Genomic DNA, 25,957 nt, shown 5'->3' on the forward strand with positions numbered 1-25,957 from the left:
CTTGTGTATGTCTCGTCACCGCATACTTGCAATTATCACTGCGTTGCCGCTGGCCCTGACGGCTTGTGGTGAGCAACAACCATCTGATCCACGTACGCAAGTACCGCTGGTGCGCACCGTCACGGTCCATGATGCTGAGGTTGGATCACGCTCTTTTAGCGGGGTCGTCGCAGCTCGCGTTGAGAGTGACCTGGGATTTCGTGTCTCTGGCAAGGTGCAGCAACGCCTCGTAGACACAGGGCAAACCGTTAAACAGGGTCAACTGCTGATGCGTATTGACCCTGTCGATTTGAAACTCGCCGCACACGCACAACAGGCGTTCGTTGCGGCGGCCAGAGCAAGAGCGAAACAAACCGCGGAAGATGAAATCCGTTACCGAAATTTACGCGGTACGGGTGCGATCTCTGTTGCCACTTACGATCAGGCCAAAGCGGCGATGGATACAGCCCAAGCCGAACTGCGAGCCGCTGAAGCACACGCAGCAGTGGCCCATAATTCCACCGGTTATACAGATCTGATCGCCGATGTTGATGGCACCGTAATCGCAACGCTGGTGGAGCCAGGGCAAGTCGTTAATGCCGGGCAAGCCGTAGTGCGCATTGCCCACGCGGGGGCGCGTGAAGCCGTCATTCAATTGCCAGAAACATTGCGCCCGCCATTGGGCTCCCGGGGTCTGGCAACACTCTTCGGAAGACGCGATGGCACAGCGGCGGCAACGTTAAGGCAGCTGTCGGACGCAGCAGACCCGAGCACTCGCACCTTTGAAGCACGATATGTGCTGACGGGTTCACTGCAAAATGCACCTTTGGGCTCCACGGTTACCCTCCATCTGACCGAGGATCCGGTTGCGGCAACTGCGGGCGTTCAGATCCCGGTCAGCGCCTTGTTCGATACCGGTAAAGGCCCTGGCGTGTGGCGTGTCCACGGCCAACCGACAAGGGTCTCATGGAGCCCTATTACGGTGTTGAACCTTGGCAGTGACGCTGCCCGCGTTGCAGGCCATATCAAGCAAGGCGATCTGGTGGTCGCCATGGGTGCGCACTTGCTCCATGAAGGGGAGTTGGTACGCACGCTCGCCCCCTCTGCCGATGTGACAACAGAGGATGCACGCCCATGAGCGAACGCCGCTTCAATCTGTCGGCGCTTGCGGTACGCGAACGCGCCATCACGCTGTTTCTGATCCTGCTGATCTCGCTGGGCGGGGTCACGGCCTTCTTCAAACTCGGGCGGGCCGAGGATCCCTCATTCACCATCAAGGTCATGACCATCATCACCGCCTGGCCCGGCGCCACCGCGCAGGAGATGCAAGATCAGGTCGCCGAGAAGATCGAAAAGCGACTGCAGGAGCTGCGCTGGTATGACCGCAGCGAAACCTACACCCGTCCGGGGCTGGCCTTCACCACGCTGACCTTGCTGGATAGTACCCCGCCATCGGCAGTGCAGGATGAGTTCTATCAAGCCCGTAAAAAGGTCGGCGACGAAGTGCGCAATCTGCCACCCGGCGTGATGGGGCCATTTCTCAACGATGAATATGCCGATGTGACCTTTGCCCTGTTCGCACTCAAGGCAAAGGGCGTACCACAGCGTGAGCTGGTCCGGGAGGCGGAAATGCTACGCCAGCGCTTGCTGCATGTGCCCGGGGTGAAGAAGGTCAACATCGTTGGCGAGCAGTCCGAGCGTATCTATGTCGAGTTTTCCCATGAGCGACTGGCCACGTTAGGCATCAGCCCACAAGACGTGTTCGCGGCCCTGAACGGCCAGAATGCCTTGACGCCAGCCGGCGCCATCGAAACCAGGGGACCCGAGGTGTTCATTCGCCTGGACGGTGCCTTTGACGAACTGCAAAAAATACGCGACACCCCCGTCGTGGCGCAGGGACGCACGCTGACGCTATCTGATATCGCGACGGTGAAACGGGGTTATGAAGATCCGGCGACCTTGATCATCCGCAATGGCGGCGAACCTGCGCTGCTGCTGGGGGTCGTGATGCGCGACGGCTGGAACGGGCTCGATCTGGGCGAAGCCCTGGATAACGAAATCACCGCCATCAATGCCGAGCAACCGCTGGGCATGAGCTTGAGCAAGGTGACCGACCAGGCCATCAACATCAGTTCGGCGGTCGATGAGTTCATGATCAAGTTTTTTGCGGCGGTACTCGTGGTCATGCTGGTGAGTTTTGTCAGCATGGGCTGGCGTGTCGGTGTCGTGGTCGCCGCGGCCGTGCCATTGACGCTGGCCGTGGTCTTTGCCGTGATGCTCGCGACCGGCAAGAACTTCGACCGCATCACCCTGGGGTCGTTGATCCTGGCCCTGGGGTTGCTGGTAGATGACGCCATCATCGCCATCGAAATGATGGTGGTGAAAATGGAAGAGGGCTATGACCGCATCGCGGCGTCTGCTTACGCCTGGAGTCACACCGCAGCACCCATGCTCTCGGGCACCTTGGTCACAGCCGTCGGATTCATGCCCAATGGTTTTGCGCGCTCCTCGGCGGGTGAGTACACCAGCAACATGTTCTGGATCGTCGGCATTGCGCTGATTGCCTCCTGGGTAGTGGCCGTGGTGTTCACGCCATACCTCGGGGTCAAGCTGTTACCCGCTGTCAAGCAAGTCGCAGGCGGCCACCATGCTCTCTACAACACGCCGCGCTATCAGCGCTTTCGCAAACTGCTGGGCAACGTCATCGCCCGCAAGTGGCTCGTGGCAGGCTCGGTGAGCGCGCTGTTCGTGGCATCTGTGCTGGGTATGAGCATGGTGAAGAAGCAGTTCTTCCCGATCTCGGACCGCCCTGAAGTCCTGATAGAAGTACAGATGCCCTATGGCACCTCGATTACCCAGACCAGCTTGGCGGCAGGTAAGGTGGAAGCCTGGCTGGCCAGACAGGAGGAGGCCAGGATCGTCACCGCCTACGTCGGCCAGGGGGCTCCCCGTTTCTTTTTCTCGATGGGACCTGAACTGCCCGATCCGTCGTTTGCCAAGATAGTGGTACGGACGGACAACCAGAACGAACGCGAAGCGTTAAAACTAAGACTACGCCAAGCCATTGCCGAAGGACTGGCCCCCGAGGCACGGGTGCGCGTCACCCAACTGGTGTTCGGCCCCTACTCCCCCTTCCCCGTGGCCTACCGGGTGGCAGGACCGGATCCGGCTGTGCTGCGCAACATTGCGGCTGATGTGCAACAGATCATGCACGCCAGTCCACTGATGCGCACGGTCAACACCGACTGGGGAGCCCGCGTGCCGACGCTGCACTTCACCTTGCAGCAGGATCGACTGCAAGCGCTGGGGCTGAACTCAAGCTCGGTGGCACAGCAACTGCAATTCCTGCTCAGCGGCATGCCGGTCACTGCGGTGCGGGAAGACATTCGCACGGTACAGGTCGTTGCGCGATCGGCGGGCAACAACCGGCTCGATCCGGCCAGAATTGGCGATTTCACACTGGTTGGAGCCAATGGACAGCGGATCCCGTTGTCGCAAGTGGGCAAGGTCGATGTCCGCATGGAAGAGCCGGTCATGCGCCGACGCGATCGGGTACCGACCATCACGGTACGGGGTGACATCGCCGAAAACTTGCAGCCGCCAGACGTATCGACGGCGATCACCCGACAATTGCAACCCCTCATCGCTGCGCTGCCAGCTGGTTACAGCATCGTAGAGGCCGGATCCATCGAGGAGTCAGGCAAGGCAATGGCGGCCATGTTGCCGATCTTCCCCATCATGCTGGCCATCACCTTGCTCATCATCATCCTGCAGGTGCGCTCGATGGCGGGCATGGTCATGGTCTTTCTGACCAGTCCGCTGGGTCTGATCGGCGTGGTGCCGACACTGTTGCTGTTCCAGCAGCCCTTCGGCATCAATGCGCTGGTTGGCCTGATTGCACTGTCGGGCATCCTGATGCGCAACACGCTGATATTGATCGGGCAGATCCGTGAAAACGAGCAGGCCGGGCTAGACCCTTTCCATGCGCTAGTTGAAGCGACCGTGCAGCGTGCTCGTCCGGTCATTCTGACTGCGTTGGCGGCAATCCTCGCCTTTATTCCGCTAACCCATTCGGTGTTTTGGGGAACGCTGGCTTACACGCTGATCGGCGGTACCTTTGCGGGCACGATCCTGACGCTCGTGTTCCTGCCCGCCATGTATTCAATCTGGTCCAGGATCCAGCCTGGTTGAAACAGGGATCAGCAAAACGTTGGAATGAGATAAACCCCGTCCTGGTGCTGAAGGTTATCGATGCCTCTTCGAGCAGGCAGATACAAATGAGATGCGCGCTCACCGCCCTGACACGGCACAGTGCCAGGGCGGTGATACCACTATTGGCGCGCCGCCAGCACCCGCTCCACGGTATCGACGATTGCCTGGGTCTGGGGATCGATCTCGATATTGGTCTGCCAACCCGCTTTGACCCAACCGAGGTTGGTGCGGGCCAGGGTCTCGGGGATCAGGTGAACGCAAAACTCCCGCTCGCGCACCTCACCGATGGTCAGACTGATGCCATCAATGCCGATGTAGCCCTTGGTCAGCACATATTTCATCAACTCGGGGGCGAGGCGATACCACACCTGACGGTTGTTGGGGGTGTCGATCACCGAGGTGACCTCTGCCATGCCGATGATATGGCCGGACATGGCGTGGCCACCGATCTCGTCGCCAAAGCGGGCCGCCCGCTCCACATTGACCTTGTCCCCCACCTGCAACAGGCCGAGGTTGGTGAGGCGCAGGGTCTCCTGCATCAGATCGAAGCTGACCAGATCTCCCTCGACCTGGGTGACGGTCAAGCAGCAGCCGTTGTGGGCAACCGAGGCACCGAGGGCCAGCCCTTCCCCCCACACCAGGCTCGGCATGCGGATCACATGGGTACGGAAGTTGGGTTGCTGCTCGATGGCCACCAGTTCGGCGGTCCCCTGCACTATGCCAGTGAACATCTCTCGTCTCCTGCGACGGCAAAAAGGGCAGGTTAACCTCGGGCAGAGGGTGAGACAAGGGTACAAGCTGACAAGCTTGCGCCCGATCGCTATAGTGACGCCGTTCACATCCGGGTAAACAAGGAAAAAGAAATGCAGGTATATCAATGTTGTGAAGCGATCCGCATCGCCTATAACCAGATTGGCTCCGGCGAGCAGGGCTATGTGCCAAACGCCATCGCCGCTACCATCCGCGCCCTCAACGCCGTTGCCGCCGATGAGCGGGTACCCGCCGAACTGCGTGAGCAGGCTGCCTATGCCGCGGCCAACCTGCTGATCAGCGATCACGAAGACGCCTGATCCTGCCCCCCGGGGCGGCAACTATTTCGTCCTGGATGAATTTCAGGCTAGAATGCCTCCCCCACCCTTTGCACTTTCGTCCGAAAGTGCAAAGGCTCTTCCCGATTTCCGCTCTTTTTTACTCTTATCTGATCCACTCGGAGGTGTCAGTGCAACGTTATTGGTCCGAGGCGAAGCAGCTCGTCCGTCTAGCCAGCCCCATTCTGGTCGCCCAGGTCGCCCAGGTCGCCATGAACTTCGTCGATACCGTGATGGCGGGACAGGTGAGCGCGGTCGATCTGGCGGCCGTGTCGGTGGCGTCCAGCTTCTGGCTACCGGTGATCCTGCTGGTGCAGGGCATCATCATGGCGCTGACCCCCATCGTCTCCCAGCTCAACGGTGCTCGCAAACGGGAAGAGGTGCGCCCGGCCGTTCATCAGGGCTTCTGGCTGACACTGATCGTCACCCCGCTGGCGATGATCGCGCTCTATTACAGCCCGCTGGCGTTGCAATTTATGGATGTGGAGCCGGTGATGGCCGCCAAGACCAGCGGCTATCTGCATGCCATTCTGTGGGGCCTGCCCGCCTTTGCGATGTTCCAGGTGCTGCGCAACTTCAGCGAAGGGCTCTCCCACACCATGCCCACCATGGTGATCGGCTTTGTCGGGCTGGCGGTCAATATTCCCGCCAACTACATCTTCATTCACGGCCATTTCGGCATGTCGAAACTGGGCGGGGTAGGTTGTGGTGTGGCCACCGCCATCGTGCTGTGGGCCATGCTGCTGGCGATGATCCTCTATGTGAAGCTCTCCCGTCACTTCACCGAGATCCGGCTTTTCTCCCAGCTGGCTCGCCCCAACGGCAGCCAGATCTGGCGACTGTTTCGCTTGGGCTTCCCCATCGCCATGGCGATCTTCTGCGAGGTGACCCTGTTTGCCGTGGTGGCGCTGATGCTGGCCCCCTTTGGCGCCGAAACGGTGGCGAGCCACCAGATTGCGCTCAACTTCTCCAGTCTGGTCTTTATGCTGCCGCTCTCCATCGGGGTGGGAGTCACCATCCGGGTCGGCCACAGCATCGGTGAAGGCCAGCCCCATCACGCCCGGGTGGCCGCCCGCACCGGTCTTATGCTGGGCGTGAGTGTCGCTGCACTCACCGCTACGGTGACCGTGCTGCTACGGGAGCACATCGCCAGCATCTATACCGATGACCTGCAGGTGATCGCCCTGGCGGCTACCTTGCTGTTCTTCGCAGCCATCTACCAGCTCTCCGACTCGGTGCAGGTGGTCGCGGCCGCTGCGCTGCGCGGTTACAAGGATACCCAGGCGATCTTCTACGTCACCATCGTCGCCTACTGGGGACTGGGGCTGCCCACCGGCATGATCCTGGGTCTGACCGACTGGCTGGTACCGCGGATGGGGCCGCAGGGCTTCTGGATTGGCTTTATCGTCGGCCTCACCAGTGCCGCCCTGATGCTGGGGGCAAGATTGCGCTACATCTACGGCCGTTTTGCCACTCCGGAGGCCTGCACCACCCTGTCGCGGGCTCAGTAACAGGGCTTGGTAAGCGACAACTCGCCTGCAAAATCAACAGGCTGCGCAAGAACTGGGCAAACAGTCTCCTTTGTGCATATGGCCTGTTGACAGCCTTGGGGGGCATGGGTAGTATGCCGACCACGCCAGCAATGCTGGTGCAGTGAAGTGGGTTTGTTGCTCGGTTGGTCAGAGCAGGTCCTTGGCATGGTGAAGATTGTGTCGTTGGTTCGAATTCATTTCATCGAGTGGGTTTATAGCTCAGTTGGTTAGAGCACTACCTTGACATGGTAGGGGTCGTTGGTTCGAATCCAATTAAACCCACCACTTTTTCTGTGATGCGTCCTTAGCTCAGCTGGTTAGAGCACCACCTTGACATGGTGGGGGTCGGTGGTTCGAATCCACTAGGACGCACCATTACAGAACACTGATTATGCGTCCTTAGCTCAGCTGGTTAGAGCATCACCTTGACATGGTGGGGGTCGGTGGTTCGAATCCACTAGGACGCACCATTCAGTTTGAAAGATATGCAGATATTCCAGATGTGGGTTTATAGCTCAGTTGGTTAGAGCACTACCTTGACATGGTAGGGGTCGTTGGTTCGAATCCAATTAAACCCACCACTTTCCTGCATAAAGAAGTCAAAAGTCGCATTGCGCACCCTGCGTCCTTAGCTCAGCTGGTTAGAGCATCACCTTGACATGGTGGGGGTCGGTGGTTCGAATCCACTAGGACGCACCAAATTAAAAAAGCCCGCTCATCGAGCGGGCTTTTTGCATTCTGTCCAGCCACTCCCCTGCCCCGCCAATCCGTTCAGCACCGACCGGGCAATGGCGCAGAACCTTGTTCCAATAAAAAGCCCGTGTCATCCGATAAACGACACGGGCCGGATAGACGCAGCCAGATCTTCAGCTCTGCACGGCAATCTCGTACTTCTTTATCTTGCGATAGAGGGTAGCAATCCCAATCCCCAGCGCCTGTGCGGCCAATTTTTTGTTGCCAAGCCGCTGCAGGGTCTCTTCAATCATCTGTTTCTCCATGCTCTCAAGGCCGCTCTCACCCGGGACGGATTCAGGCAGCTTCTCCGACATGGCCGCGAGCGGTGCGGCGGCAGGGACATTGAATGCCGCATCCAGGTTGGTCACCGGGATCGACTGGGCCGTCACGCGATGGGGCTCCTGATTGCGGATGATATTGGGGGGCAGCAGGCTGGCGTCGATCACCTCGCCCGCCTGGCTGACGTTGACCAGATATTCGATGAGGTTGCTGAGCTCGCGCACGTTGCCCGGCCAGCGATACCCCTTGAGCAGTGCCATCACCTCGGGCGCCAGACCGGGGTAGACGATGCCGATCCGGCTGGTGTGGAGGTTGAGGAAGTAGTGGGTCAGCAGCTCCACGTCCCCTTCCCGCTCCCGCAGCGGCGGCAGGTTGAGGGGGATGACGTTGATGCGGTAGTAGAGATCCTCGCGAAACTTCCCTTCGGCGATGTATTGATCGAGATGCTGGTGAGTGGCGGCGATGATGCGGATATCCACCGGCACCGGCCGGCTGGCCCCGATAGGGGTCACCTCCCGTAGCTCCAGCACCCGCAGCAGCTTCGCCTGCATGGTGAGCGGCATGTCGCCAATCTCGTCGAGGAACAGGGTGCCCTGATGGGCCGCCTGAATCAGGCCCTGCTTGCCGCCACTGGAGGCGCCGGTAAAGGATCCCTTCACATAGCCAAACAGCTCGCTCTCCAGCAGTTGTTCGGGAATGGCGGCGCAGTTAATGGCGATGAAGGGTTTATCCTGACGGGGACTCAAGCGATGGACGGCGCGGGCCACCACCTCTTTACCGGTGCCGCTCTCGCCGCAGATCAGCACGCTGGAGGGGCTCTGGGCGATGCGGTGCAGCAGCCGCTTGAGGGTGCGCATCGGCTTGCTCTCGCCGATAAGCTGATCGATCCGCACATCTGGATCCGGCTCCTGAACCTGACCGGAGTGTGACTGGTGAAAGGCCATCAGAAACAGCTGCTGGCCCTGCACATGGTGCAGCTGGCCGATGATCAGCTCCTGACGACCTTCAAAGGTGATGATGTGCTGGATATGGCCACTCAGCCCCTGCCGGGAGAAGGTAAGTGGACGGATCCCCAGCTCGCGCCCCTGCAGCTGTTCCTGCTGGCAACCCAGATGATGGAGCGCCGCCTCGTTGGCGTAGAGCAGTTGACTCTTGTCATCGAGCAGCAGGCAACCCTGATCCATGTTGGTCATCAGATTGAGGAACACCTTGTTGACCCCGTCCGACAGCCCGCGCGAATCGAGCAATTTGGCCACAAAGATGGTGGAGATGTGGCGCACATAGTCACACACATCCTGCAGATTGTTGTTGAGGCGCGCCTGCTGCTCGTCGCTGAAGGCCACCAGACTGATCACCCCGATACAGCGCTCGTCCACCATGATCGGCACCCCGAGGAAGGCGCGCTCACGGCAGCTCTCCTTGCAGGTACAACCGTCACACACGGGATCATCGCTGGTGTGGGTAACGATCTTCTCCCGCTGGTTATCAATCACATAGCGCAGCAGGCGGGAATCCCCCTCCAGCTGACGTCCGAAGAACTTGCCATAGGGCCCGGTGCCAGCCACCCGAACCATATCGGCATCCACAATCTCGACCTCAAGCTGCAGCACACTCGCCAGCATCTTGGCAAAACGCAAGATGGTCGGCTGGATCTGCATCAACAGACATTGGTTGCTCACGGATCTCATCCATCATTCCTTTTTGTTCTTGTTATCCTCCCCCTAAAGGGAGTCATGCTGGCCAGATACTAAGGGATATCAGGAGCAACTACTTCGGGGGGGATCACGAAAAGGGAAAATGGGCGGTATTATCAGAACCTTCTGAGGTGCGGATAAAAACCAATAAAAACAGAAATATAGAAGATGGCCTCCGGCTTAGCCCGGCAGATGGAGCGCGAGCCAGACCGCCAGCGGGATCACCAGCACAGAGAGGGCATTGCCGCCGAGCACGATACTGGCCACCTTGTCCGGCTGACAGTGATACTGCTCGCAGAGCATGTAATTCAAGACCGCAGGGGGCAAGGAAACCGACAACATCAACAGCGGGATCCACTCCGTCTTGAGCGGCAACAGCCAGATCGCCAGCAGCAGCGACAATCCCCCCGCCAGCAGATAGAGCAGGTTGCACTTGAGCGCGAGGCCAAGGTGATCGAGCTCTCCCTCCATCAGGCGAATGCCCAGCGCAAAGAGCATCAGGGGCACCGAGATCTGGCCGAGCAGCGAGGCCGTGGTCACCACATATTCCGGCAGCGTAATGTGCAGGTTAGCCACCAGCAAACCGGCCAGCGCGGCCCACAACACAGGGCTGCGCAGCCACAGCCAGCGGGAGGTATTGGCCGAGAGAATAAACATGCCGACCGAGAAGTGCAGCAGATTGGAGAGCACAAAGAGGATCACGATGGCCCCCAGTTGCTGCTCGCCAAACGCCAGCACCATCAAGGGGATACCGAGATTGCCAGTATTTCGGAACATGGCGGGCAAGATCAGGGCTGCCCGCTCAATCCCTTTGAGTTTGAGCAGCGCGAGCAGCAGACCGGGTAACAGAATAACCAGCGCCCCCGCCGCAATCAGCGGCAGATGCTCCGCCAGCACCAGCGGATACTTGACCAGCGCGGAGAAGACCAGCGCCGGGGTAAACAGCTCGATATTAGCCCGATTGACGTAACCGAGCGCGGCCCCCGGTCGCAATCGCCCGTAGAGGGCGCCGAGCCCGACCACACCGAACACCGGAATGACGATATTGAGCAAGGCGCTGAACATGGGCGGCGTCCGTTACAGTTCGCGGGCCGGTTTGCCCATCAGCACCACCGGATCCAGCGTCACTTCCAGTGCGCCGTTACTGACCCAGAGCTGACCATCGGAGATAGTGCAGGTGAGCTGCATGGTACGCTCGACCATGGCGGTGAGCGGCAGAGTCTGGCTGTCGGAGAGTTCGATGATGCTGAGGTTGTCATGCTGGCTCAGCTTGCCCTGGTTCTGCTTCCACCAAACGCTGGTGCCACGACCACCGTAGAGATAGAGCACCACCTGACGGGCGCGGTTGCAGGCTTTTTTGAGCCGTTTTTCATCGGGTTGGCCCAGCTCGATCCAGAGCTCTATTTCGTCCGAGTAGTTCTTGCACCAGAGCTCGGGTTCATCATCGGCGCTCAATCCCTTGGTGAATTCCAGTCGCTCGGCGGCGTGCCAGGCAAAGGCCGCCAGCCGGATCATCATCCGCTCATCGGTTTCGGAGGGGTGGCGCGCCAGCGTGAGGGAGAAGTCCTGATACAGATTGCGATCCATATCAGACAAACTGATCTGGGCCTTGAATACGGTTGCCTTGAGAGCCATAGAAAACCTTGAACACCTGATAAGAGAAGGGTGAGTGGGAAATACGGGCGCCAGTGTAATCAAAATCGGCGGCAGGTTCGACCATCCTGACCAAAGATTTCCCCTTCCCTGCCGGGATAAGTGCTTTAAAAGACACAAAAAACAAATGCCAGTCCGAAGACTGGCATTTGGCGGCATGGAGAAGCGACTCACTTCTCGGCGGACTGTACCCCGAACGCGTTCAGCAGCATGCAACAGGTCACTGCCACCGCCACGAATCCGCTCAGAAAGATAAAGGGCATGGCCCCATATCCCAGTACTGTCCAGATGGTGTGTTCAAGAAGACTCATTGTTGTGTCCTTCATCCGGTGAAAGGTGTGTTCCTTCTGGCGGATATTGGCTCCGCTCTTGATGCCTCCATTTGACCTCAATCAGCGGTTGGGTCCTATGCCACCAAAGTGATAAATGCAGGGTTCATTTGCGCTGAATCAAACTTTTTGGCCAAATATCCATGCAGTTCAAGCAATTACCACCGCCAATCAAGCATAGACACAAAACCGGAAGGATAAAAAAACGCGCCGGATGGCGCGTTTCTTGGGCAGCACAGGCAAAGGATCAGTTGTCGCACAGATCGCTTGGCATGTCCTGACGCAGGCGGGTCCACAGCTTGCCGGACTCGATACCGTACTGACGCACCGTCATGAACACGGCTTCGTGGTTCTTGGTCTCGGCCAGATTGAGCAGAGTCTTGTAGTAGGCATCTGCGGTCTCGCGAGCCTGCTTGTCGGAGAAGTAGTAGCTGCCGACCCGGCTATACAACCCTTTGAAACCGTTCAGGATCAGGGCGTAGATCGGATTGCCGGAAGCAAACGCCAGCTGGTGGTGCAGACGATAATCGAACTCGGCATAAGCCTGTGCGTTGTTCTCGACCCCATCGGCGCCACGCAGGATCTCGGCGGCCTGCTCCGGATTGTGACGGATCGCCCCGCGAATAAAGATGGTGCAAATGTGGGTACGGGCGGAGAGCAGCTGGGCTACCAGATCCGGCACCTTGTCCTGATCCAGACGAGCCAGCGTCTCCAGAATATTGAGGCCGGAGGTTTCCCAGAAATTGTTCACCTTGGTCGGCTTGCCATGCTGGATGGTCAACCAGCCATCACGGGCCAGTCGCTGCAGCACTTCGCGCAAGGTGGTCCGCGTCACCCCGATCAACTCGGATAATTCACGCTCGGCGGGCAGAATAGATCCGGGAGGAAAGCGATTGTTCCAGATGGACTCGATGATGTATTCCTCGGCAAACCCTGCTGGGCTCTGCGCTTTTATAACCATGAATTGACTCTGTTGTAATGCGTAAAAAGGCTGACGAATGATATCAAAGCGCAGATGGCTGGCAAGCATAAGGTCAGTCCTCTGCTCACATATGGCAAATATAGTGTTAGTAATATGTATTTAATCACCACAGGGGAGCCAGCCAACCCCGACAAGATGGTTATAAAACAGGCACATGGGCAGAGATCCATCGGCTATCATTTATAATCGTCACGCTTTTTGATTAAAATCACGAGGAATCAGACAGATAAAGGCCAACATCCGGAGGCACAGGTCGAATCATCCTTGACTGCATAGAAGCAGATCCTAACAACAAAGTTGAGACCCATTATCATGCCAATAAGCCTAGGGCAGGCATTCGCCAAGAACTTCTTGGGCAATGCACCACAGTGGTACAAAAGCGCCATCTTGCTATTTCTGGTGATCAACCCGATCGCCTTCCACCTCGATCCTTTCATTGCGGGCTGGTTACTGGTCGTTGAGTTTATCTTCACCCTGGCCATGGCCCTCAAGTGCTACCCCCTGCAACCGGGCGGTCTGCTCGCTATCGAAGCCGTGTTGATCGGCATGACCTCCGCCGATCAGGTCAAGCACGAGCTGGTCGCCAATATCGAAGTGCTGCTGCTGCTGGTATTCATGGTGGCAGGCATCTATTTCATGAAGCAGCTGCTGCTCTATGTCTTCACCAAGCTGCTGATCGGGGTGCGATCCAAGATCCTGCTCTCCCTCTCCTTCTGTCTGGTGTCCGCCTTCCTGTCGGCCTTTCTCGACGCCCTGACCGTGATTGCGGTGGTGATCAGCGTCGCCACAGGATTTTATGCCATTTATCACAAGGTCTCGTCCGGCAAGGAGTTTGCCAATCCCCACGACCATAGCCATGACGAGGAAGTCGCCGAGCTCAATCGCCAGGATCTCGACGATTTTCGCGCCTTCCTGCGCAGCCTGATGATGCATGCCGCCATCGGTACCGCGTTGGGTGGTGTCTGCACCCTGGTGGGCGAACCGCAAAACCTCATCATCGGCGAGCAAGCTGGCTGGAACTTCGCCGAATTTGCCATTCGCATGTCCCCCGTGACCATCCCTGTCTTTATCTGCGGTCTGCTGACCTGCGTGCTGGTGGAACAGTGCCGCTGGTTTGGCTATGGCGCCCGCCTGCCGGACACGGTTCGCGCCATCATGGAGGAGTACAACCGCTACGAAGAGGCAAAACGCAGCCCGCAAGACAAGGCCAAGCTGATCGTTCAGGCATTGATTGCGGTCTGGCTGATCGTCGGTCTGGCCATGCACCTGGCTGCCGTTGGCCTGATTGGCCTCTCGGTCATTGTGCTGGCCACCTCCCTGACCGGGATCACCGAGGAGCACTCACTGGGTAAAGCCTTCCAAGAGGCGCTTCCCTTCACTGCCCTGCTGGCGGTCTTCTTCAGCGTGGTCGCCGTCATCATCGATCAGCAGCTGTTCAAACCGGTGATCCAGCTGGTACTGGCAGCCAAACCGGAGAACCAGCTGGCCCTCTTCTATCTGGCCAACGGGGTGCTCTCCATGGTCAGTGACAACGTCTTCGTCGGCACCGTCTATATCAACGAGGTGAAGACTGCGCTGATCAATGGCGCCATCGACCGCGCCCAGTTCGATCTGCTGGCGGTGGCCATCAACACCGGCACCAACCTGCCGTCGGTCGCCACCCCGAATGGTCAGGCCGCCTTCCTGTTCATGCTCACCTCGGCACTGGCGCCACTGCTGCGCCTTTCTTATGGGCGCATGGTCTGGATGGCGCTGCCCTACACCATAGTGCTGGGACTGGTCGGCTTCTTCGCCGTGGAGTTGCTGCTCGCTCCGACCACCGAGTGGTTCTATCAGCACGGATGGCTGGTGATGGAGAGTGCGCTGCCAGCAGTGCAGCCAGCGCTTCATTAATCCGTGACTACGGATCCCGGGGGCCCTTCAGGGCCCTTTTCTTTTCTGCCCCGCTCTGCTCTAATTCAGCCACTGTTTTTTCTGAGAGATCAATGAGATGATCGAGTTTCTCCGCCGTATCGCCGCCCATCGGCTGGCCTGGGGTCTGCTGGCAGCATCAGCCCTGTTCCTCGAGTTGTGCGCCCTCTTCTTCCAGCATGTGTTGGGCCTCTCCCCGTGCGTAATGTGCGTTTACGAACGGTTGGCGACCCTAGGTGTGCTGGCCGCCGGTCTGCTCGGCATGGTGGCGCCGGATAAGTGGTATGTGCGCTGGAGCGCCATGTTGCTGTGGGGCTACAGTGCTTTCCGTGGCTTCCAGCTGGCACTCCAGCATGTGGACTATCAGGTCAACCCCTCCCCGTTCAACGTCTGCAGCCCGTTTGCCGACTTCCCGAGTTGGGCCCCGCTCGATCAGTGGCTCCCCTGGCTCTTTATGCCGGAAGGGGATTGTGCCCAGATCACCTGGCAGTTCTTCGGTTACTCCATGCCCCAGTGGCTGGTCGTCATCTTCGCCGCCTATCTGCTGGTCTTCACCGTGGTGGCCATCGGCAATCTGGTGAAAGGGCGTTGCTGCAACTGATCATCATGGCAGTGTGGAGATAAAAAGGGGGAGCCATTATGGCTCCCCCTTTCTCGTTCTGGCTGACCGTATTTCTGGTTACGCCCTGGCAGTACCCATCTTGGCCTTGACCGCGCCGATTACCATGGGCAACAGGGAGATGCCGATGATGCCGAAGATCAGCAGGGTAAAGTTGTGACGTACCACCGGCAGATTGCCAAAGAAGTGGCCGGCATAGACGAAAGAGAGTACCCACAGCAGACCGCCAACCAGGTTGAACGCCAGGAAGCGCGGATAGGTCATGGCCCCCATCCCTGCCACGAACGGCGCAAACGTACGCACGATAGGCAGGAAGCGGGTGATGATGATGGTCTTGCCACCATGCTTGGCATAGAAGGCGTGGGTCTTCTCCAGATAGTCGCGGCGGAAGATTTTTGAATCCGGGTTGCGGAACAACTGCTCGCCGAAGAAATGGCCAATGGTGTAGTTGACCACGTTGCCCAGCACGGCAGCGATGATCAGCACGGCCGCCAGGGTATGGACGTCCAGCACGCTGCCCACGGTAAGCGCACCGGCGGCAAACAGCAGGGAGTCACCCGGCAGGAACGGCGTCACTACCAACCCGGTTTCACAGAAGATGATCAGAAACAGGATGGCGTAAACCCAGACGCCATAGTTCTCGAACAGCTCTTTCAAATGCACGTCTACGTGCAGAATAAAGTCGATTGCAAAGAGGATCAGATCCATTTTTTCCATACCCATAAAGTGAACGGCGTGGAGTCTACGCCAATGCCATCCGGGCGACAATCACCGGGCCTGCCTCTTTTTCATCCCGCAGCGCCCACCATCAAATGAAACCGTTTTTCCGCTTCCTTCGAGGGTGGGAACACAAAGAGTGATGTCGAGCGTGGTGTTGAAAAGGTGAACTAGGAGGCCTGTTCCAGCTCGCTGCGCACTGCAGGGGGAAGACAACGCTCCCAACCCCATAGCAACACAAGCAGCAGGGTCACATCATCGAACCAACCCAGCAAGGGCACCACGTCGGGGATAAGATCCACCGGACTGATGCCATAGAGCAGGATAAGGATCACCAGGCCCCTCGCCCACCAGGGGGTACCGGGATGGCGAAAGCCCTGATAGAGACGACGAAGTCGTTGCCAAATCAGCCAGCGTTTACGGCTCATGATTCGATCAACTCGCTGCGCAGCCGCTGGATCTGATCCCGCAGTGCCGCCGCCTGTTCGAACTCCAGATCCCGGGCATGTTGGAACATCTGTTCCTCCATCCGCTTGATCTCTTTGGCAATCTCGCTGGCTGAGCGGACATGGTATTCCCCTTGCGGCTCGGCTGCCTTGCGCATCCCCTTGCCTGGTTTGCCTGCCGTGCGGCTGCCCCCCATGTCCATCACATCGCCAATGGATTTGTTGAGCCCTTTGGGGGTGATCCCATGCTTGAGGTTATGGGCATGCTGCAAGGCGCGGCGCCGCTCGGTCTCCTCAATGGCTACCTTCATCGAGTTGGTGATGGTATCGCCGTAGAGAATGACCTTGCCGTTGAGGTTACGCGCCGCCCGGCCGATGGTCTGGATCAGCGAGCGGGTCGAGCGCAGGAAGCCCTCCTTATCCGCATCGAGAATCGCCACCAGCGACACCTCCGGCATGTCGAGACCTTCCCGCAACAGGTTGATGCCCACCAGCACATCGAACTTGCCAAGGCGCAGATCGCGGATGATCTCCACCCGTTCGACCGTGTCGATATCGGAGTGGAGATAGCGCACCTTGACGTCGTGCTCCGCCAGATACTCGGTCAAGTCTTCCGCCATCCGCTTGGTCAGGGTAGTAACCAGCACCCGTTCCTCGACGGCGACCCGCTTGCGGATCTCGGAGAGCAGATCGTCCACCTGCGTGGTCACAGGACGCACCTCGATCTCCGGATCGAGCAAGCCGGTTGGGCGCACCACCTGCTGCACCACATCGCCGCCGGACTTCTCCAGCTCGTAGGGGCCGGGAGTCGCCGAAACAAACACAGTCTGCGGCATCAGCGCTTCAAATTCGTCGAACTTGAGCGGCCGGTTGTCCAGCGCAGAGGGGAGCCGGAAGCCGTACTCCACCAGAGTCTCCTTGCGGGAGCGGTCCCCTTTGAACATGGCGCCGATCTGCGGCACCGTGACGTGGGACTCGTCGATGATGAGCAGACCGTCCCCCGGCAGGTAGTCAAACAGGGTCGGCGGCGGCTCCCCCGGCGCACGGCCGGAGAGGTAGCGGCTGTAGTTCTCGATACCGGAGCAGTAACCCAGCTCCTGCATCATCTCCATGTCGAACTGGGTACGCTGGCTGATGCGCTGCTCTTCAACCAGCTTGTTGAGGGACAACAGCTGCTCGCGGCGACTGCGCAGCTCCTCCTTGATATGCTCGATAGCCCCCAGAATGGTTTCGCGCGGGGTTGCGTAGTGGGTCTTGGGGTAGATGGTATAGCGCACCACCGTCTGCTCGATGGCGCCGGTCAGCGGGTCGAACTGGGAGAGGCGCTCCACCTCTTCATCAAACAGCTCTACCCGCAGGGCCAGCTTGTCCGATTCGGCGGGGTAGATGTCGATCACTTCACCGCGCACCCGGAAGGTGCCGCGTTGAAACGCCATGTCGTTGCGGGTGTACTGCAGCTCGGCGAGGCGACGCAGGATATCCCGCTGGTTGATCACATCCCCCACTTTCAAGTGCAACATCATGCTCAGATAAGCCTGGGGATCCCCCAAACCATAGATGGCCGACACCGAAGCCACGATCACCACATCGCGCCGCTCCAGCAGCGCCTTGGTGGCCGACAATCGCATCTGCTCGATGTGATCGTTGATGGAGGCATCCTTCTCTATAAAGGTGTCGGTGGTCGGCACATAGGCTTCGGGCTGGTAGTAGTCGTAGTAGGAGACGAAATACTCCACCGCATTGTCGGGGAAGAACTCCTTCATCTCGCCATAGAGCTGGGCGGCCAGGGTCTTGTTGGGCGCCAGGATCATGGTCGGGCGGTTCAGGGTGGCGATGACATTGGCCATGGTGAAGGTCTTGCCCGAACCGGTCACCCCGAGCAGGGTCTGGTGGGCCAGCCCCGACTCGATGCCATCCAGCAGTTGGGCAATCGCCGTGGGCTGATCCCCGGCGGGTTGAAACTGGCTGGCTAACTTGAACAATTTGCTCATGAACACTCCCGACACAAAACAGCAGAGGAGCAGTGTAACCGAGGGTTTAGCAGTGGTACACCCGCGCCATCACCCACGCGAATGGCTTGACCACCTTTGGCACCTTCTGTATAGTGCTCCTCCTTGCTCGATGTTCCCCCGTAGTTCAGTCGGTAGAACAGCGGACTGTTAATCCGTATGTCACTGGTTCAAGTCCAGTCGGGGGAGCCAATTCCTCACCATCTCGGTGCAAGTTATCCACTTTAGTGCCCTCTCCTGCCAATTTTAATGCACAAGATCCCTCTTGCTGCTGACGCTCCCTTTTGTTACCCGTTCCGGCCCGACAGAGTTTTCTCCTGTCGTTTATAACTATTTGATTTTTATACAAACATTTTTCTTCCGGTATTTTTTGAACAGCACTTGCACCCCAGTAGTGGCGCGGCTTTGCGGGCGATGCACAGGATTCATAAACAGGGTTATCCACAGATTCTGTGGGTAAGTGCAGCAAGCCCTGTCAGGACGCGGGATTGCCCGTTGTTGTCATCGGCAAGAGCCCGTTTTGCCAGCAAACCTGATTTTATGCTGTTTTGCCACGGACTCTGTAACAGGTAGGCAACAGGCTCTATTGGCACTTTCCTGAGACATCTTTTTGCCAGCCCTTTTCCCGTGAGCAAGCGGATAAAATCAAGCGATATTTGCATGGTTAGCACGGCGGCTCACCTGTGGTTGAATATGCCGAAACTGCGCTCCGGCGACCGGCTGGACAGCAGAATCTATAATATTGCCCACGACCGGGCAGCGTCGGTAGCGGGCAGCATTTTTCACTAATTGACATCCGCTGTGGCAGCAAAAACCTCCTGATTTCATCCGCTTGTCTCCCTATCCCGCCACCTTGTCCGCAAATAGCGTCCGATAACGTCCGATTAATCGTCCCGTTGCGCTTCTTTATTGGGGATAGATACGGCACAATATCGACCCCACTTTTTTCCTCGGTTTTTCCGGGCATGACCATAGATTTCGTGACACTGCTACATCAAAGCGACTCCCTGCTGCTGTTCGTGGTATTGGCCTTCGGCCTGCTGCTGGGCAAAGTTCGTCTTGGCAACTTCCAGATTGGCAACACCATCGGCGTGTTGTTCACCGCCCTGCTGTTCGGCCAGATGGGCTTCGAATTTGCTGCCACCACTGAAAACGTCGGCTTTATGCTGTTCATCTTCTGTGTGGGGATCGAGGCGGGCCCTCACTTCTTCAGCGTCTTCCTGCGCGACGGCATCCACTACATCACCCTGACCCTGGTGATCTTGCTAACCGCCCTGCTGCTGACGGTGGGGCTCGCCAAGTTCTTCAATCTGGGGCCGGGCATGGCGGCGGGGATCCTGGCGGGTTCCCTCACCTCGACACCGGCGCTGGTGGGTGCCCAGGATGCCCTGCGCAGCGGTCTGCTCAACCTGCCCCATCAAACCGATATGCAGGCGGTGCTCGACAACATGGGTATCGGCTACGCCCTGACCTATCTGGTGGGTCTGGTGGGTCTGATGCTGGTGGTACGCTACCTTCCCTCGCTGGCTCGCCTCGACCTCAATACCGAGGCGCAGAAAATCGCCCGCGAGCGGGGTCTCTCCGACAGCGAGAGTCGCAAGACCTATCTGCCCATCATCCGCGCCTATCGGGTTGGTCCCGAGCTCGCGGCCTGGATCGGTGGCCGTACCCTGCGGGAGACCGGCATCTACCCCCACACCGGCTGCTACGTGGAGCGGATCCGCCGCAACGGCATCCTGGCGAGCCCGGATGGCGATGCCGTCATCCAGGAAGGGGACGAGATCGCCCTGGTGGGCTATCCCGAGAGCCACGAGAAGCTGGACGTCAACTACCGCAACGGTAAAGAGGTGTTTGATCGCAACCTGCTCGACCTGCAGATCGTCACCGAAGAGATCGTGGTAAAGAACGACTCGGTGGTGGGCCGCCATCTGGTGGAGCTCAACCTCACCGAGAAAGGGTGCTTCCTCAACCGGGTGGTCCGCTCCCAGATCGAGATGCCGTTCGATCGCAACATCATGCTGCAAAAAGGCGACGTGTTGCAGATCAGTGGCGAGAAGCAGCGGGTCAAACTGCTGGCCAACAAGATCGGCTTTATCAGCATCCACAGCCAGACCACAGATCTGGTGGCCTTCACTACCTTCTTCGTGCTCGGCCTGTTAATCGGCTCCGTCTCGCTGGTGTTCGGCCAGATCGAATTTGGCCTCGGCAACGCCGTCGGCCTGCTGCTGGCGGGTATTCTGATGGGTTACCTGCGTGCCAACCACCCGACGGTCGGCTATGTGCCGCCCGGCGCGCTCAGATTGGCCAAGGATCTCGGTCTTGCAGTGTTTATGGTGAGCACGGGTCTGAAAGCCGGTGGCGGCATCCTCGACCACCTCAGCGAGGTCGGTATGGTGGTGCTCTTCTCCGGCATGCTGGTGACCACCTTGCCGGTGCTGGTGGGCTATCTGTTCGGGGTCTGGGTACTGAAAATGAACCCCGCTCTGCTGCTCGGTGCTATCACCGGTGCCCGTACCTGCGCACCGGCGATGGATGTGGTCAACGAGGCCGCCAACAGCTCCATTCCTGCGCTCGGTTACGCCGGTACCTATGCGGTGGCCAACGTGATGCTGACCCTGGCGGGCTCCTTTATCATCGGCTTCTGGTTCTAGCCAGTGGCCATCAAATTACCGCCAACAAAGAAGGGAGCCTCCGGCTCCCTTCTTGCTATCTGACTAGCAGGCTCATTGGTGTGACGTCATCTGACAGCAGCCATATGCGCTGACCTCTGCCCCCCTATCCCACGATGGCTGATGCTCTGCTCTGCTCTGCTCTGCTCTGCTCTGCTCTGCTCTGCTCTGCTCTGCTCTGCTCTGCTCTGCTCTGCTCTGCAGCATTGATGACAAGATCCCGAAGACAAAAAAAGCGCCCTGAGGCGCTTTTTTCATATCAACCGGATGATCAGGCTTTGAACTTGCTGAACACCAGAGAGGCGTTGGTACCGCCAAAGCCGAAGCTGTTGGACATGACGGTGTTGAGTTCGGCCGCTTCGTACTCACGTACGATGGGCAGACCCACGGCCTTCTCGTCCAGATTCTCGATGTTGATGCTGGGGGCGATAAAACCATGTTCCATCATCAGCAAGGAGTAGACAGCCTCATGCACGCCGGCAGCGCCCAGCGCATGGCCGGTCATCGCCTTGGTGGCAGAGATCTTGGGACCGTTGGTGCCAAACAGAGTCTGGATTGCTTCCAGCTCTTTGGTATCACCGACCGGAGTGGAGGTACCGTGGGTGTTGATGTAGTCAACCTTGCCGACACCCTGCATCGCCATCTTCATGCAACGCACCGCGCCTTCACCGCTCGGAGCAACCATGTCGTAACCATCGGAGGTAGCACCGTAACCGGTCAATTCGGCATAGATATGAGCACCACGGGCCAGCGCATGCTCCAGCTCTTCGATCACCAGGATTCCGCCGCCACCGGAGATAACGAAGCCGTCGCGGTCCGCATCATAGGTACGGGACGCTTTTTCCGGCGTGTCGTTGTACTTGGTGGAGAGGGCGCCCATGGCGTCAAACTGGATGGTAGAGGACCAGTCCAGCTCTTCACCGCCGCCAGCGAACACCACATCCTGTTTGCCAAGCTGGATCAGCTCCATGGCGTGACCGATGCAGTGAGCAGAGGTAGCGCAGGCAGAGCTGATGGAGTAGTTGACACCCTTGATCTTGAACGGGGTGGCCAGACAGGCAGAGGTGGTGGAGGACATGGTGCGCGGCACCATGTAAGGGCCCACCCGCTTGACCCCTTTCTCGCGAGCGATGTCGCAAGACTCGGAGGTGTTTTTGCCGGAGGCACCGCCTGAACCGACCACCAGGCCGGTACGCTCGTTGGAGACCTGATCTTCCGGCAGACCGGCATCTTCAATGGCCTGCTGCATGGAGAGATAGGCGTACGCCGCCGCATCACCCATGAAACGCATGACTTTACGGTCGATCAGTTCAGACGGATCGAGTTTGATGTTACCCCAGACACGGCTACGCAGGTTGTGCTGTTCGAACTGCTCGGAATAGGTGATGCCGGATTTACCTGCTTTCAGGGAGGCCAGCACTTCTTCCTTGTTGTTGCCGATACTGGAGATGACGCCGATACCGGTGATCACTGCTCTTCTCATTAATTCATCTCGTCTGGAAAAACTGGCGCCAAGTCTACCCGCTTTCGGCTGCCAAACTGGTCTGCTTTCACGTAGAATGCCCGCGATTTTGTGACGCGAGCCGAGGAAAACGTGAGTCAAACATCCTTACATCATGCCCGATTGGATTGGAATGAAGCGGGAACTCCTGTCTCCAGTGACTTCGGGGATGTGTACTTTTCCAATAATAACGGTCTAAGTGAAACCCGCTACGTCTTTTTGCAGCAAAACCGGCTACCTGCGCGATTTTCGCACCACGATAGTGACAGTTTCGTGATAGGTGAAACAGGTTTCGGCACAGGTCTTAACTTTCTGGCGACAATGCAAGCGTTCCTGGAACAGGCGCCCCAATCCGGCAACGGCTCCCGTCTGCACTTCATCAGTTTCGAGAAATATCCCCTGACGCAAAGCGATCTGCGCAAGGCGCTGGCCGCCTGGCCCGAGCTTGGCCACTTGAGCCAGGATCTCATCGCCCAGTGGCCGCTGCCGGTATCCGGCTGTCATCGCCTGCTCTTTGCGGGCGGCCGCATTCGCCTCGACCTCTGGTTTGGCGACATCAAGGATATGCTGCCGCTGGTACCGCACCGGACAGAGGGTCTGGTCGATGCCTGGTATCTGGATGGTTTTGCCCCGGCCAAGAACCCCGAGATGTGGACGCAAGCGCTGTTTGATGGGCTGGCCCGTCTCGCGCGCGCGAACGCGACCATCTCTACCTTTACCTGCGCCGGATTTGTGCGCCGTGGGCTGATCGCATCCGGTTTTGCGATGAAAAAGACCAAGGGCCATGGCACCAAGTGGGCCATGTTAATCGGTGAGCGCTGTGACAAGGCTCCCGCGCAGACGATCGCCAACCATTATGCGCGTCCGGTAGGCAGGGATGGCGAGATTGTGATCATCGGTGGCGGCGTCGCCTCGGCCATGACCGCACTCTCCCTAGTGGAACGGGGTCGCAAGGTAACCCTGCTGTGCGAAGATGGCGAATCGGCCACCGGCGCCTCAGGTAACCGCCAGGGCGCGCTCTATCCACTGCTTAACGGCGAGCACGATGCGCTGTCGCGCTTCTATTCGCTCGCCTTTGGCTATGCCCGCCAACGGCTGCTGGCACTGGCCGAGCACCATCCCATCGCTTTCGAATTATGCGGTGTGGTACAGCTGGGCTATGACGACAAATCCCGCGCCAAGCTGACCAAGATGAGTCAGGGCCCCTTCCCGCCCGAGCTGATGCAACCCCTTTCCGCCGCAGAGGCAGAAGCGATATCTGGCTTGCCCAGTGGATATGACGGTGTCAGCTACCCGCTGGGGGGCTGGCTCTGTCCGGCCGATCTCACCCGCGCAGCGCTGAAAGAGGCGCAAGCCAGCGGCCTGTTGCAGGTGGAATACCACACCCAAGTGGTCGCCATTGCCGAGCAGGCCGATGCTTGGCACATAGAAAGCCAGGATGGCCGCCACTGGCAGACCCCCAATCTGGTGGTCGCCGCCGGTCACCAGTTGCCAGCACTGCTCCCCTTTGCCGAACTGCCGCTCTATCCGGTGCGCGGTCAGGTGAGCCATGTGCCGACCACGGCCAGCTTGCGTCAGCTCAAGACCGTGCTCTGTTACGATGGCTACCTCACCCCGATGCACAACGGGCAGCACTGCATCGGCGCCAGTTATGGCCGCAACCAGAACAGTCTCGAGTTTCGTACCGAGGAGCAAACCCAGAATCAGGCGCGGCTGCAAGCCTGTCTGCCGGAGCAAGCCTGGCCCGCCGAAGTGGATGTGAGTGGCAATGAGGCCCGCGTCGGGGTGCGCTGTGCCAGTCGGGATCACCTGCCGGTGGTGGGGCCAATCGTCAGATTGCAGGGGCTGGCGGATCACTATGCGCATCTGCAGCATGATCAGCACAACGCCCAACCGCTGCCTCTTCACCCCGGCCTCTATGTGCTGGGTGCGCTCGGCTCACGGGGTCTCTGCTCGGCGCCGCTCTGTGGTGAGCTGCTCGCCAGCGAGATCTGCGGCGATCCCCTGCCGCTGGCCGCCGATCTGCTGGAGGCGCTCCACCCTGCCCGTTACTGGGTACGCAAACTGCTCAAGGGCAAAGCACTGGCCTGAACCGGACTCTGCAAGCAATCTGCAAACAAATAGAATGGCCGCCCATCGGGTGGCCATTCTATTTATCAAATCTTGTGATATTGAGGAGGGTTGGCAGGATATCGGGCCCTATGCCCTATATAGAATAGCGCTCACTTGGGCCAATGCACCCCGAGCTGTTCGCCGTAGCCGGTCTGACGCTGAAAATCATCGAGTCGCCCCTTGACCTTGCTCAGCTCGCCGCTGCCCGCCGCCCACGCGGCATAACGCAGCGCCTGACAATCGGCATGGTCGGGTAACGCCGCAATCGCCCCGCCCACCTGATTGGCCCCTTGCAGCACCATCTCCTTGAAGCGGGACTCGTAGTCAAACATGCTGGAGAGCAGCCGTCCCCAGCGCTGACGGGAAGGATCGTTACTACTCGCGCTCTCACGCCAGCGGGGCAGCAATACAGTGGCGTTGGTCGTGACCGTCACCCGGTTGAGCTGACAGCGTCCCGGCAACTGCTCGGTTTCCAGCTGCCAGTCCATCTGATAACTCGCCTTGCCGAGTACAGGCTTGCCATTTACCTTGGGGGCACTTTGGGCAATCGCACGGGCAAGCTGGTCCGGGCTGGTTGCATGGACCTCATAAAAACGGACATTGATGCGGGACTCTGGCACCACTTGCGGCCGGCTCGGCTGAGCCTGACTCATCAGGGGCAACAGCAACAACCCGACCCCCACTACTCCATAAACCTTGCTGACCATGCCAGACTACCTTCCTTGATTGCACGGGCGGAGTACCAACCTTGGTGAACCCCACCGCCACACAGATGACGGGTATAGCCTATGTGTGACGAAGAGGCGGCGCAATACAATGATGGGCCCAGAAATCAGAGCACGCTCACAGGTTGCGTGAGCAAAGTATGGCACAAGGCCAAAACTGTATTTTTATTGAGCATGGCGGCTGATCCGCTGCCAGTCGAGGTGGTAGTTTTTCACATTGATGTCATGACCATCTATCTGAATAAAATGATCATTTTTAAGACGGTTGGCAAAAAAGTCCTGATCTGCCCCCTCGTTGAGCCACAGCTCGCAAAGACCCCGTTTTCCCTCTTTGGCATAAAATCGCGGGGTGGCCAGTAGCGCGACCCCATCCACCCGGATGGCGTGACGGGCCAGGCAGTTTGCTTCGGTGGTTTTGGATGCCAGCGCGGCAAAACGGGGTCTGTTCCCCTCGGCGACCACCAGTACGCCGTAAGAGTGGGGTGCCATGAGACGCCGCATGGCGACCGCCTGATGGGGGCCGGTTTGATGAAAACCGTCATTGGTCACTGCAAACACGCAAGTAGGTGAAAATATCAGCAAAAGCAGGAAAAGACAGCGTTTAACGCCTATAAATTCACCCATCGCCATATAAAAGCCTCAAAAGACAACCAAGGCTGGCAAGGGTAGGTAGCCAAACCCGCTGGGTAAAGTGCCTTTACCTTTCTTTAATTCTGTTCACGGGGTGAAACGTTGATTTAGCTCACACAACATCCGGTTTCCGGT

Annotated in this window: 20 protein-coding genes and 6 tRNA genes; 14 read left to right on the plus strand and 12 right to left on the minus strand. The window is 58.6% G+C overall.

The genetic code is table 11. The annotated features are described in order from the left end of the window. The first annotated feature begins 7 nt into the window (after positions 1 to 7). Positions 8 to 1,117: an efflux RND transporter periplasmic adaptor subunit gene (locus OKC40_RS09875; RefSeq protein WP_182969063.1), complete on the plus strand. Its 1,110-nt coding sequence runs from the start codon at positions 8 to 10 to the stop codon at positions 1,115 to 1,117. Beyond that, the gene (locus tag OKC40_RS09880) at positions 1,114 to 4,170 is read left to right on the plus strand and encodes an efflux RND transporter permease subunit (RefSeq protein ID WP_182969064.1); all 3,057 of its coding nucleotides are present in this window, start codon (positions 1,114 to 1,116) and stop codon (positions 4,168 to 4,170) included. The genes OKC40_RS09875 and OKC40_RS09880 overlap by 4 nt, the downstream gene beginning before the upstream one ends. Positions 4,171 to 4,310: 140 nt before the next feature. Here OKC40_RS09880 and OKC40_RS09885 read toward each other — a convergent pair whose 3' ends face one another. Continuing rightward, positions 4,311 to 4,922, minus strand: a complete 612-nt coding sequence (locus OKC40_RS09885; protein WP_182969065.1) for a riboflavin synthase subunit alpha — start codon at positions 4,920 to 4,922, stop codon at positions 4,311 to 4,313. Positions 4,923 to 5,054: 132 nt separating this feature from the next. Here OKC40_RS09885 and OKC40_RS09890 point away from each other — a divergent pair, with 132 nt between their 5' ends. From OKC40_RS09890 to OKC40_RS09920, 7 genes are all read left to right on the plus strand, one after another. After that, a complete protein-coding gene (locus OKC40_RS09890; RefSeq protein ID WP_005345813.1) occupies positions 5,055 to 5,261 on the plus strand; it encodes a YaeP family protein in 207 nt (68 codons plus the stop codon). 149 nt (positions 5,262 to 5,410) lie between these two features. Continuing rightward, positions 5,411 to 6,790: an MATE family efflux transporter gene (locus tag OKC40_RS09895; protein WP_270794999.1), complete on the plus strand. Its 1,380-nt coding sequence runs from the start codon at positions 5,411 to 5,413 to the stop codon at positions 6,788 to 6,790. A gap of 229 nt (positions 6,791 to 7,019) precedes the next feature. Continuing rightward, positions 7,020 to 7,096, plus strand: a tRNA-Val gene (locus tag OKC40_RS09900). Between the two features lie 13 nt (positions 7,097 to 7,109). Continuing rightward, positions 7,110 to 7,186: transfer RNA gene (locus tag OKC40_RS09905), tRNA-Val, on the plus strand. Positions 7,187 to 7,204: 18 nt separating this feature from the next. Then, positions 7,205 to 7,281, plus strand: a tRNA-Val gene (locus OKC40_RS09910). 34 nt (positions 7,282 to 7,315) lie between these two features. Further along, positions 7,316 to 7,392: transfer RNA gene (locus OKC40_RS09915), tRNA-Val, on the plus strand. A 41-nt stretch (positions 7,393 to 7,433) separates the two neighbouring features. Beyond that, positions 7,434 to 7,510, plus strand: a tRNA-Val gene (locus OKC40_RS09920). Between the two features lie 167 nt (positions 7,511 to 7,677). Here the strand turns inward: OKC40_RS09920 and OKC40_RS09925 are convergent. From OKC40_RS09925 to fadR, 5 genes are all read right to left on the minus strand, one after another. After that, positions 7,678 to 9,513 (minus strand): sigma 54-interacting transcriptional regulator, encoded by a 1,836-nt coding sequence (locus tag OKC40_RS09925; protein WP_270795000.1) that lies wholly within the window; start codon positions 9,511 to 9,513, stop codon positions 7,678 to 7,680. A gap of 186 nt (positions 9,514 to 9,699) precedes the next feature. Next, complete coding sequence (locus OKC40_RS09930) at positions 9,700 to 10,584, minus strand: AEC family transporter (RefSeq protein WP_201946795.1); 885 nt, start codon at positions 10,582 to 10,584, stop codon at positions 9,700 to 9,702. Between the two features lie 12 nt (positions 10,585 to 10,596). Continuing rightward, positions 10,597 to 11,154, minus strand: a complete 558-nt coding sequence (locus OKC40_RS09935) for a YaeQ family protein (protein ID WP_005336887.1) — start codon at positions 11,152 to 11,154, stop codon at positions 10,597 to 10,599. 188 nt (positions 11,155 to 11,342) lie between these two features. Then, complete coding sequence (locus tag OKC40_RS09940) at positions 11,343 to 11,483, minus strand: TIGR02808 family protein (protein ID WP_005345965.1); 141 nt, start codon at positions 11,481 to 11,483, stop codon at positions 11,343 to 11,345. Positions 11,484 to 11,748: 265 nt separating this feature from the next. Further along, the gene (gene fadR / locus OKC40_RS09945) at positions 11,749 to 12,462 is read right to left on the minus strand and encodes a fatty acid metabolism transcriptional regulator FadR (RefSeq protein ID WP_042059071.1); all 714 of its coding nucleotides are present in this window, start codon (positions 12,460 to 12,462) and stop codon (positions 11,749 to 11,751) included. Between the two features lie 333 nt (positions 12,463 to 12,795). Here fadR and nhaB point away from each other — a divergent pair, with 333 nt between their 5' ends. Both nhaB and dsbB read left to right on the plus strand, forming a co-directional pair. Continuing rightward, positions 12,796 to 14,376 carry a Na(+)/H(+) antiporter NhaB gene (gene nhaB / locus OKC40_RS09950; protein WP_270795001.1) on the plus strand — a complete coding sequence of 527 codons (1,581 nt, stop codon included), beginning with the start codon at positions 12,796 to 12,798 and terminating at the stop codon, positions 14,374 to 14,376. A 97-nt stretch (positions 14,377 to 14,473) separates the two neighbouring features. Further along, positions 14,474 to 14,995, plus strand: a complete 522-nt coding sequence (gene dsbB, locus OKC40_RS09955) for a disulfide bond formation protein DsbB (protein WP_058051550.1) — start codon at positions 14,474 to 14,476, stop codon at positions 14,993 to 14,995. A 78-nt stretch (positions 14,996 to 15,073) separates the two neighbouring features. Here dsbB and OKC40_RS09960 read toward each other — a convergent pair whose 3' ends face one another. From OKC40_RS09960 to uvrB, 3 genes are all read right to left on the minus strand, one after another. Beyond that, on the minus strand, positions 15,074 to 15,721 hold the full coding sequence (locus OKC40_RS09960) for a DedA family protein (protein WP_047437729.1): 648 nt from the start codon (positions 15,719 to 15,721) through the stop codon (positions 15,074 to 15,076). 179 nt (positions 15,722 to 15,900) lie between these two features. Beyond that, positions 15,901 to 16,158, minus strand: coding sequence for a YkvA family protein (locus OKC40_RS09965; RefSeq protein ID WP_043820318.1), 258 nt, complete (start codon positions 16,156 to 16,158; stop codon positions 15,901 to 15,903). Beyond that, the gene (gene uvrB / locus OKC40_RS09970; RefSeq protein ID WP_019445830.1) at positions 16,155 to 18,167 is read right to left on the minus strand and encodes an excinuclease ABC subunit UvrB; all 2,013 of its coding nucleotides are present in this window, start codon (positions 18,165 to 18,167) and stop codon (positions 16,155 to 16,157) included. The genes OKC40_RS09965 and uvrB overlap by 4 nt, the downstream gene beginning before the upstream one ends. A 134-nt stretch (positions 18,168 to 18,301) precedes the next feature. On the opposite strand from uvrB, the gene OKC40_RS09975 reads away from it, so the two are divergent. Then, positions 18,302 to 18,377 (plus strand) — tRNA-Asn (locus tag OKC40_RS09975). Positions 18,378 to 19,150: 773 nt separating this feature from the next. Beyond that, the gene (locus OKC40_RS09980; protein WP_042059020.1) at positions 19,151 to 20,836 is read left to right on the plus strand and encodes an aspartate:alanine antiporter; all 1,686 of its coding nucleotides are present in this window, start codon (positions 19,151 to 19,153) and stop codon (positions 20,834 to 20,836) included. A gap of 289 nt (positions 20,837 to 21,125) precedes the next feature. Here OKC40_RS09980 and fabB read toward each other — a convergent pair whose 3' ends face one another. Next, complete coding sequence (fabB, locus tag OKC40_RS09985; protein WP_075112161.1) at positions 21,126 to 22,337, minus strand: beta-ketoacyl-ACP synthase I; 1,212 nt, start codon at positions 22,335 to 22,337, stop codon at positions 21,126 to 21,128. Positions 22,338 to 22,427: 90 nt separating this feature from the next. Here fabB and mnmC point away from each other — a divergent pair, with 90 nt between their 5' ends. Beyond that, a complete protein-coding gene (gene mnmC, locus OKC40_RS09990) occupies positions 22,428 to 24,446 on the plus strand; it encodes a bifunctional tRNA (5-methylaminomethyl-2-thiouridine)(34)-methyltransferase MnmD/FAD-dependent 5-carboxymethylaminomethyl-2-thiouridine(34) oxidoreductase MnmC (protein WP_270795007.1) in 2,019 nt (672 codons plus the stop codon). 131 nt (positions 24,447 to 24,577) lie between these two features. On the opposite strand, the gene OKC40_RS09995 is transcribed toward mnmC, so the two are convergent. Together OKC40_RS09995 and OKC40_RS10000 are read right to left on the minus strand one after the other, a co-directional pair. Beyond that, positions 24,578 to 25,174, minus strand: coding sequence for a DUF922 domain-containing protein (locus tag OKC40_RS09995; RefSeq protein WP_270795008.1), 597 nt, complete (start codon positions 25,172 to 25,174; stop codon positions 24,578 to 24,580). Between the two features lie 183 nt (positions 25,175 to 25,357). Next, positions 25,358 to 25,822, minus strand: coding sequence for a hypothetical protein (locus tag OKC40_RS10000; protein ID WP_270795010.1), 465 nt, complete (start codon positions 25,820 to 25,822; stop codon positions 25,358 to 25,360). Positions 25,823 to 25,957 lie beyond the last annotated feature (135 nt).

Source organism: Aeromonas sp. QDB11 (assembly GCF_027705265.1).
In the GTDB taxonomy this organism is placed as follows: domain Bacteria; phylum Pseudomonadota; class Gammaproteobacteria; order Enterobacterales; family Aeromonadaceae; genus Aeromonas; species Aeromonas allosaccharophila.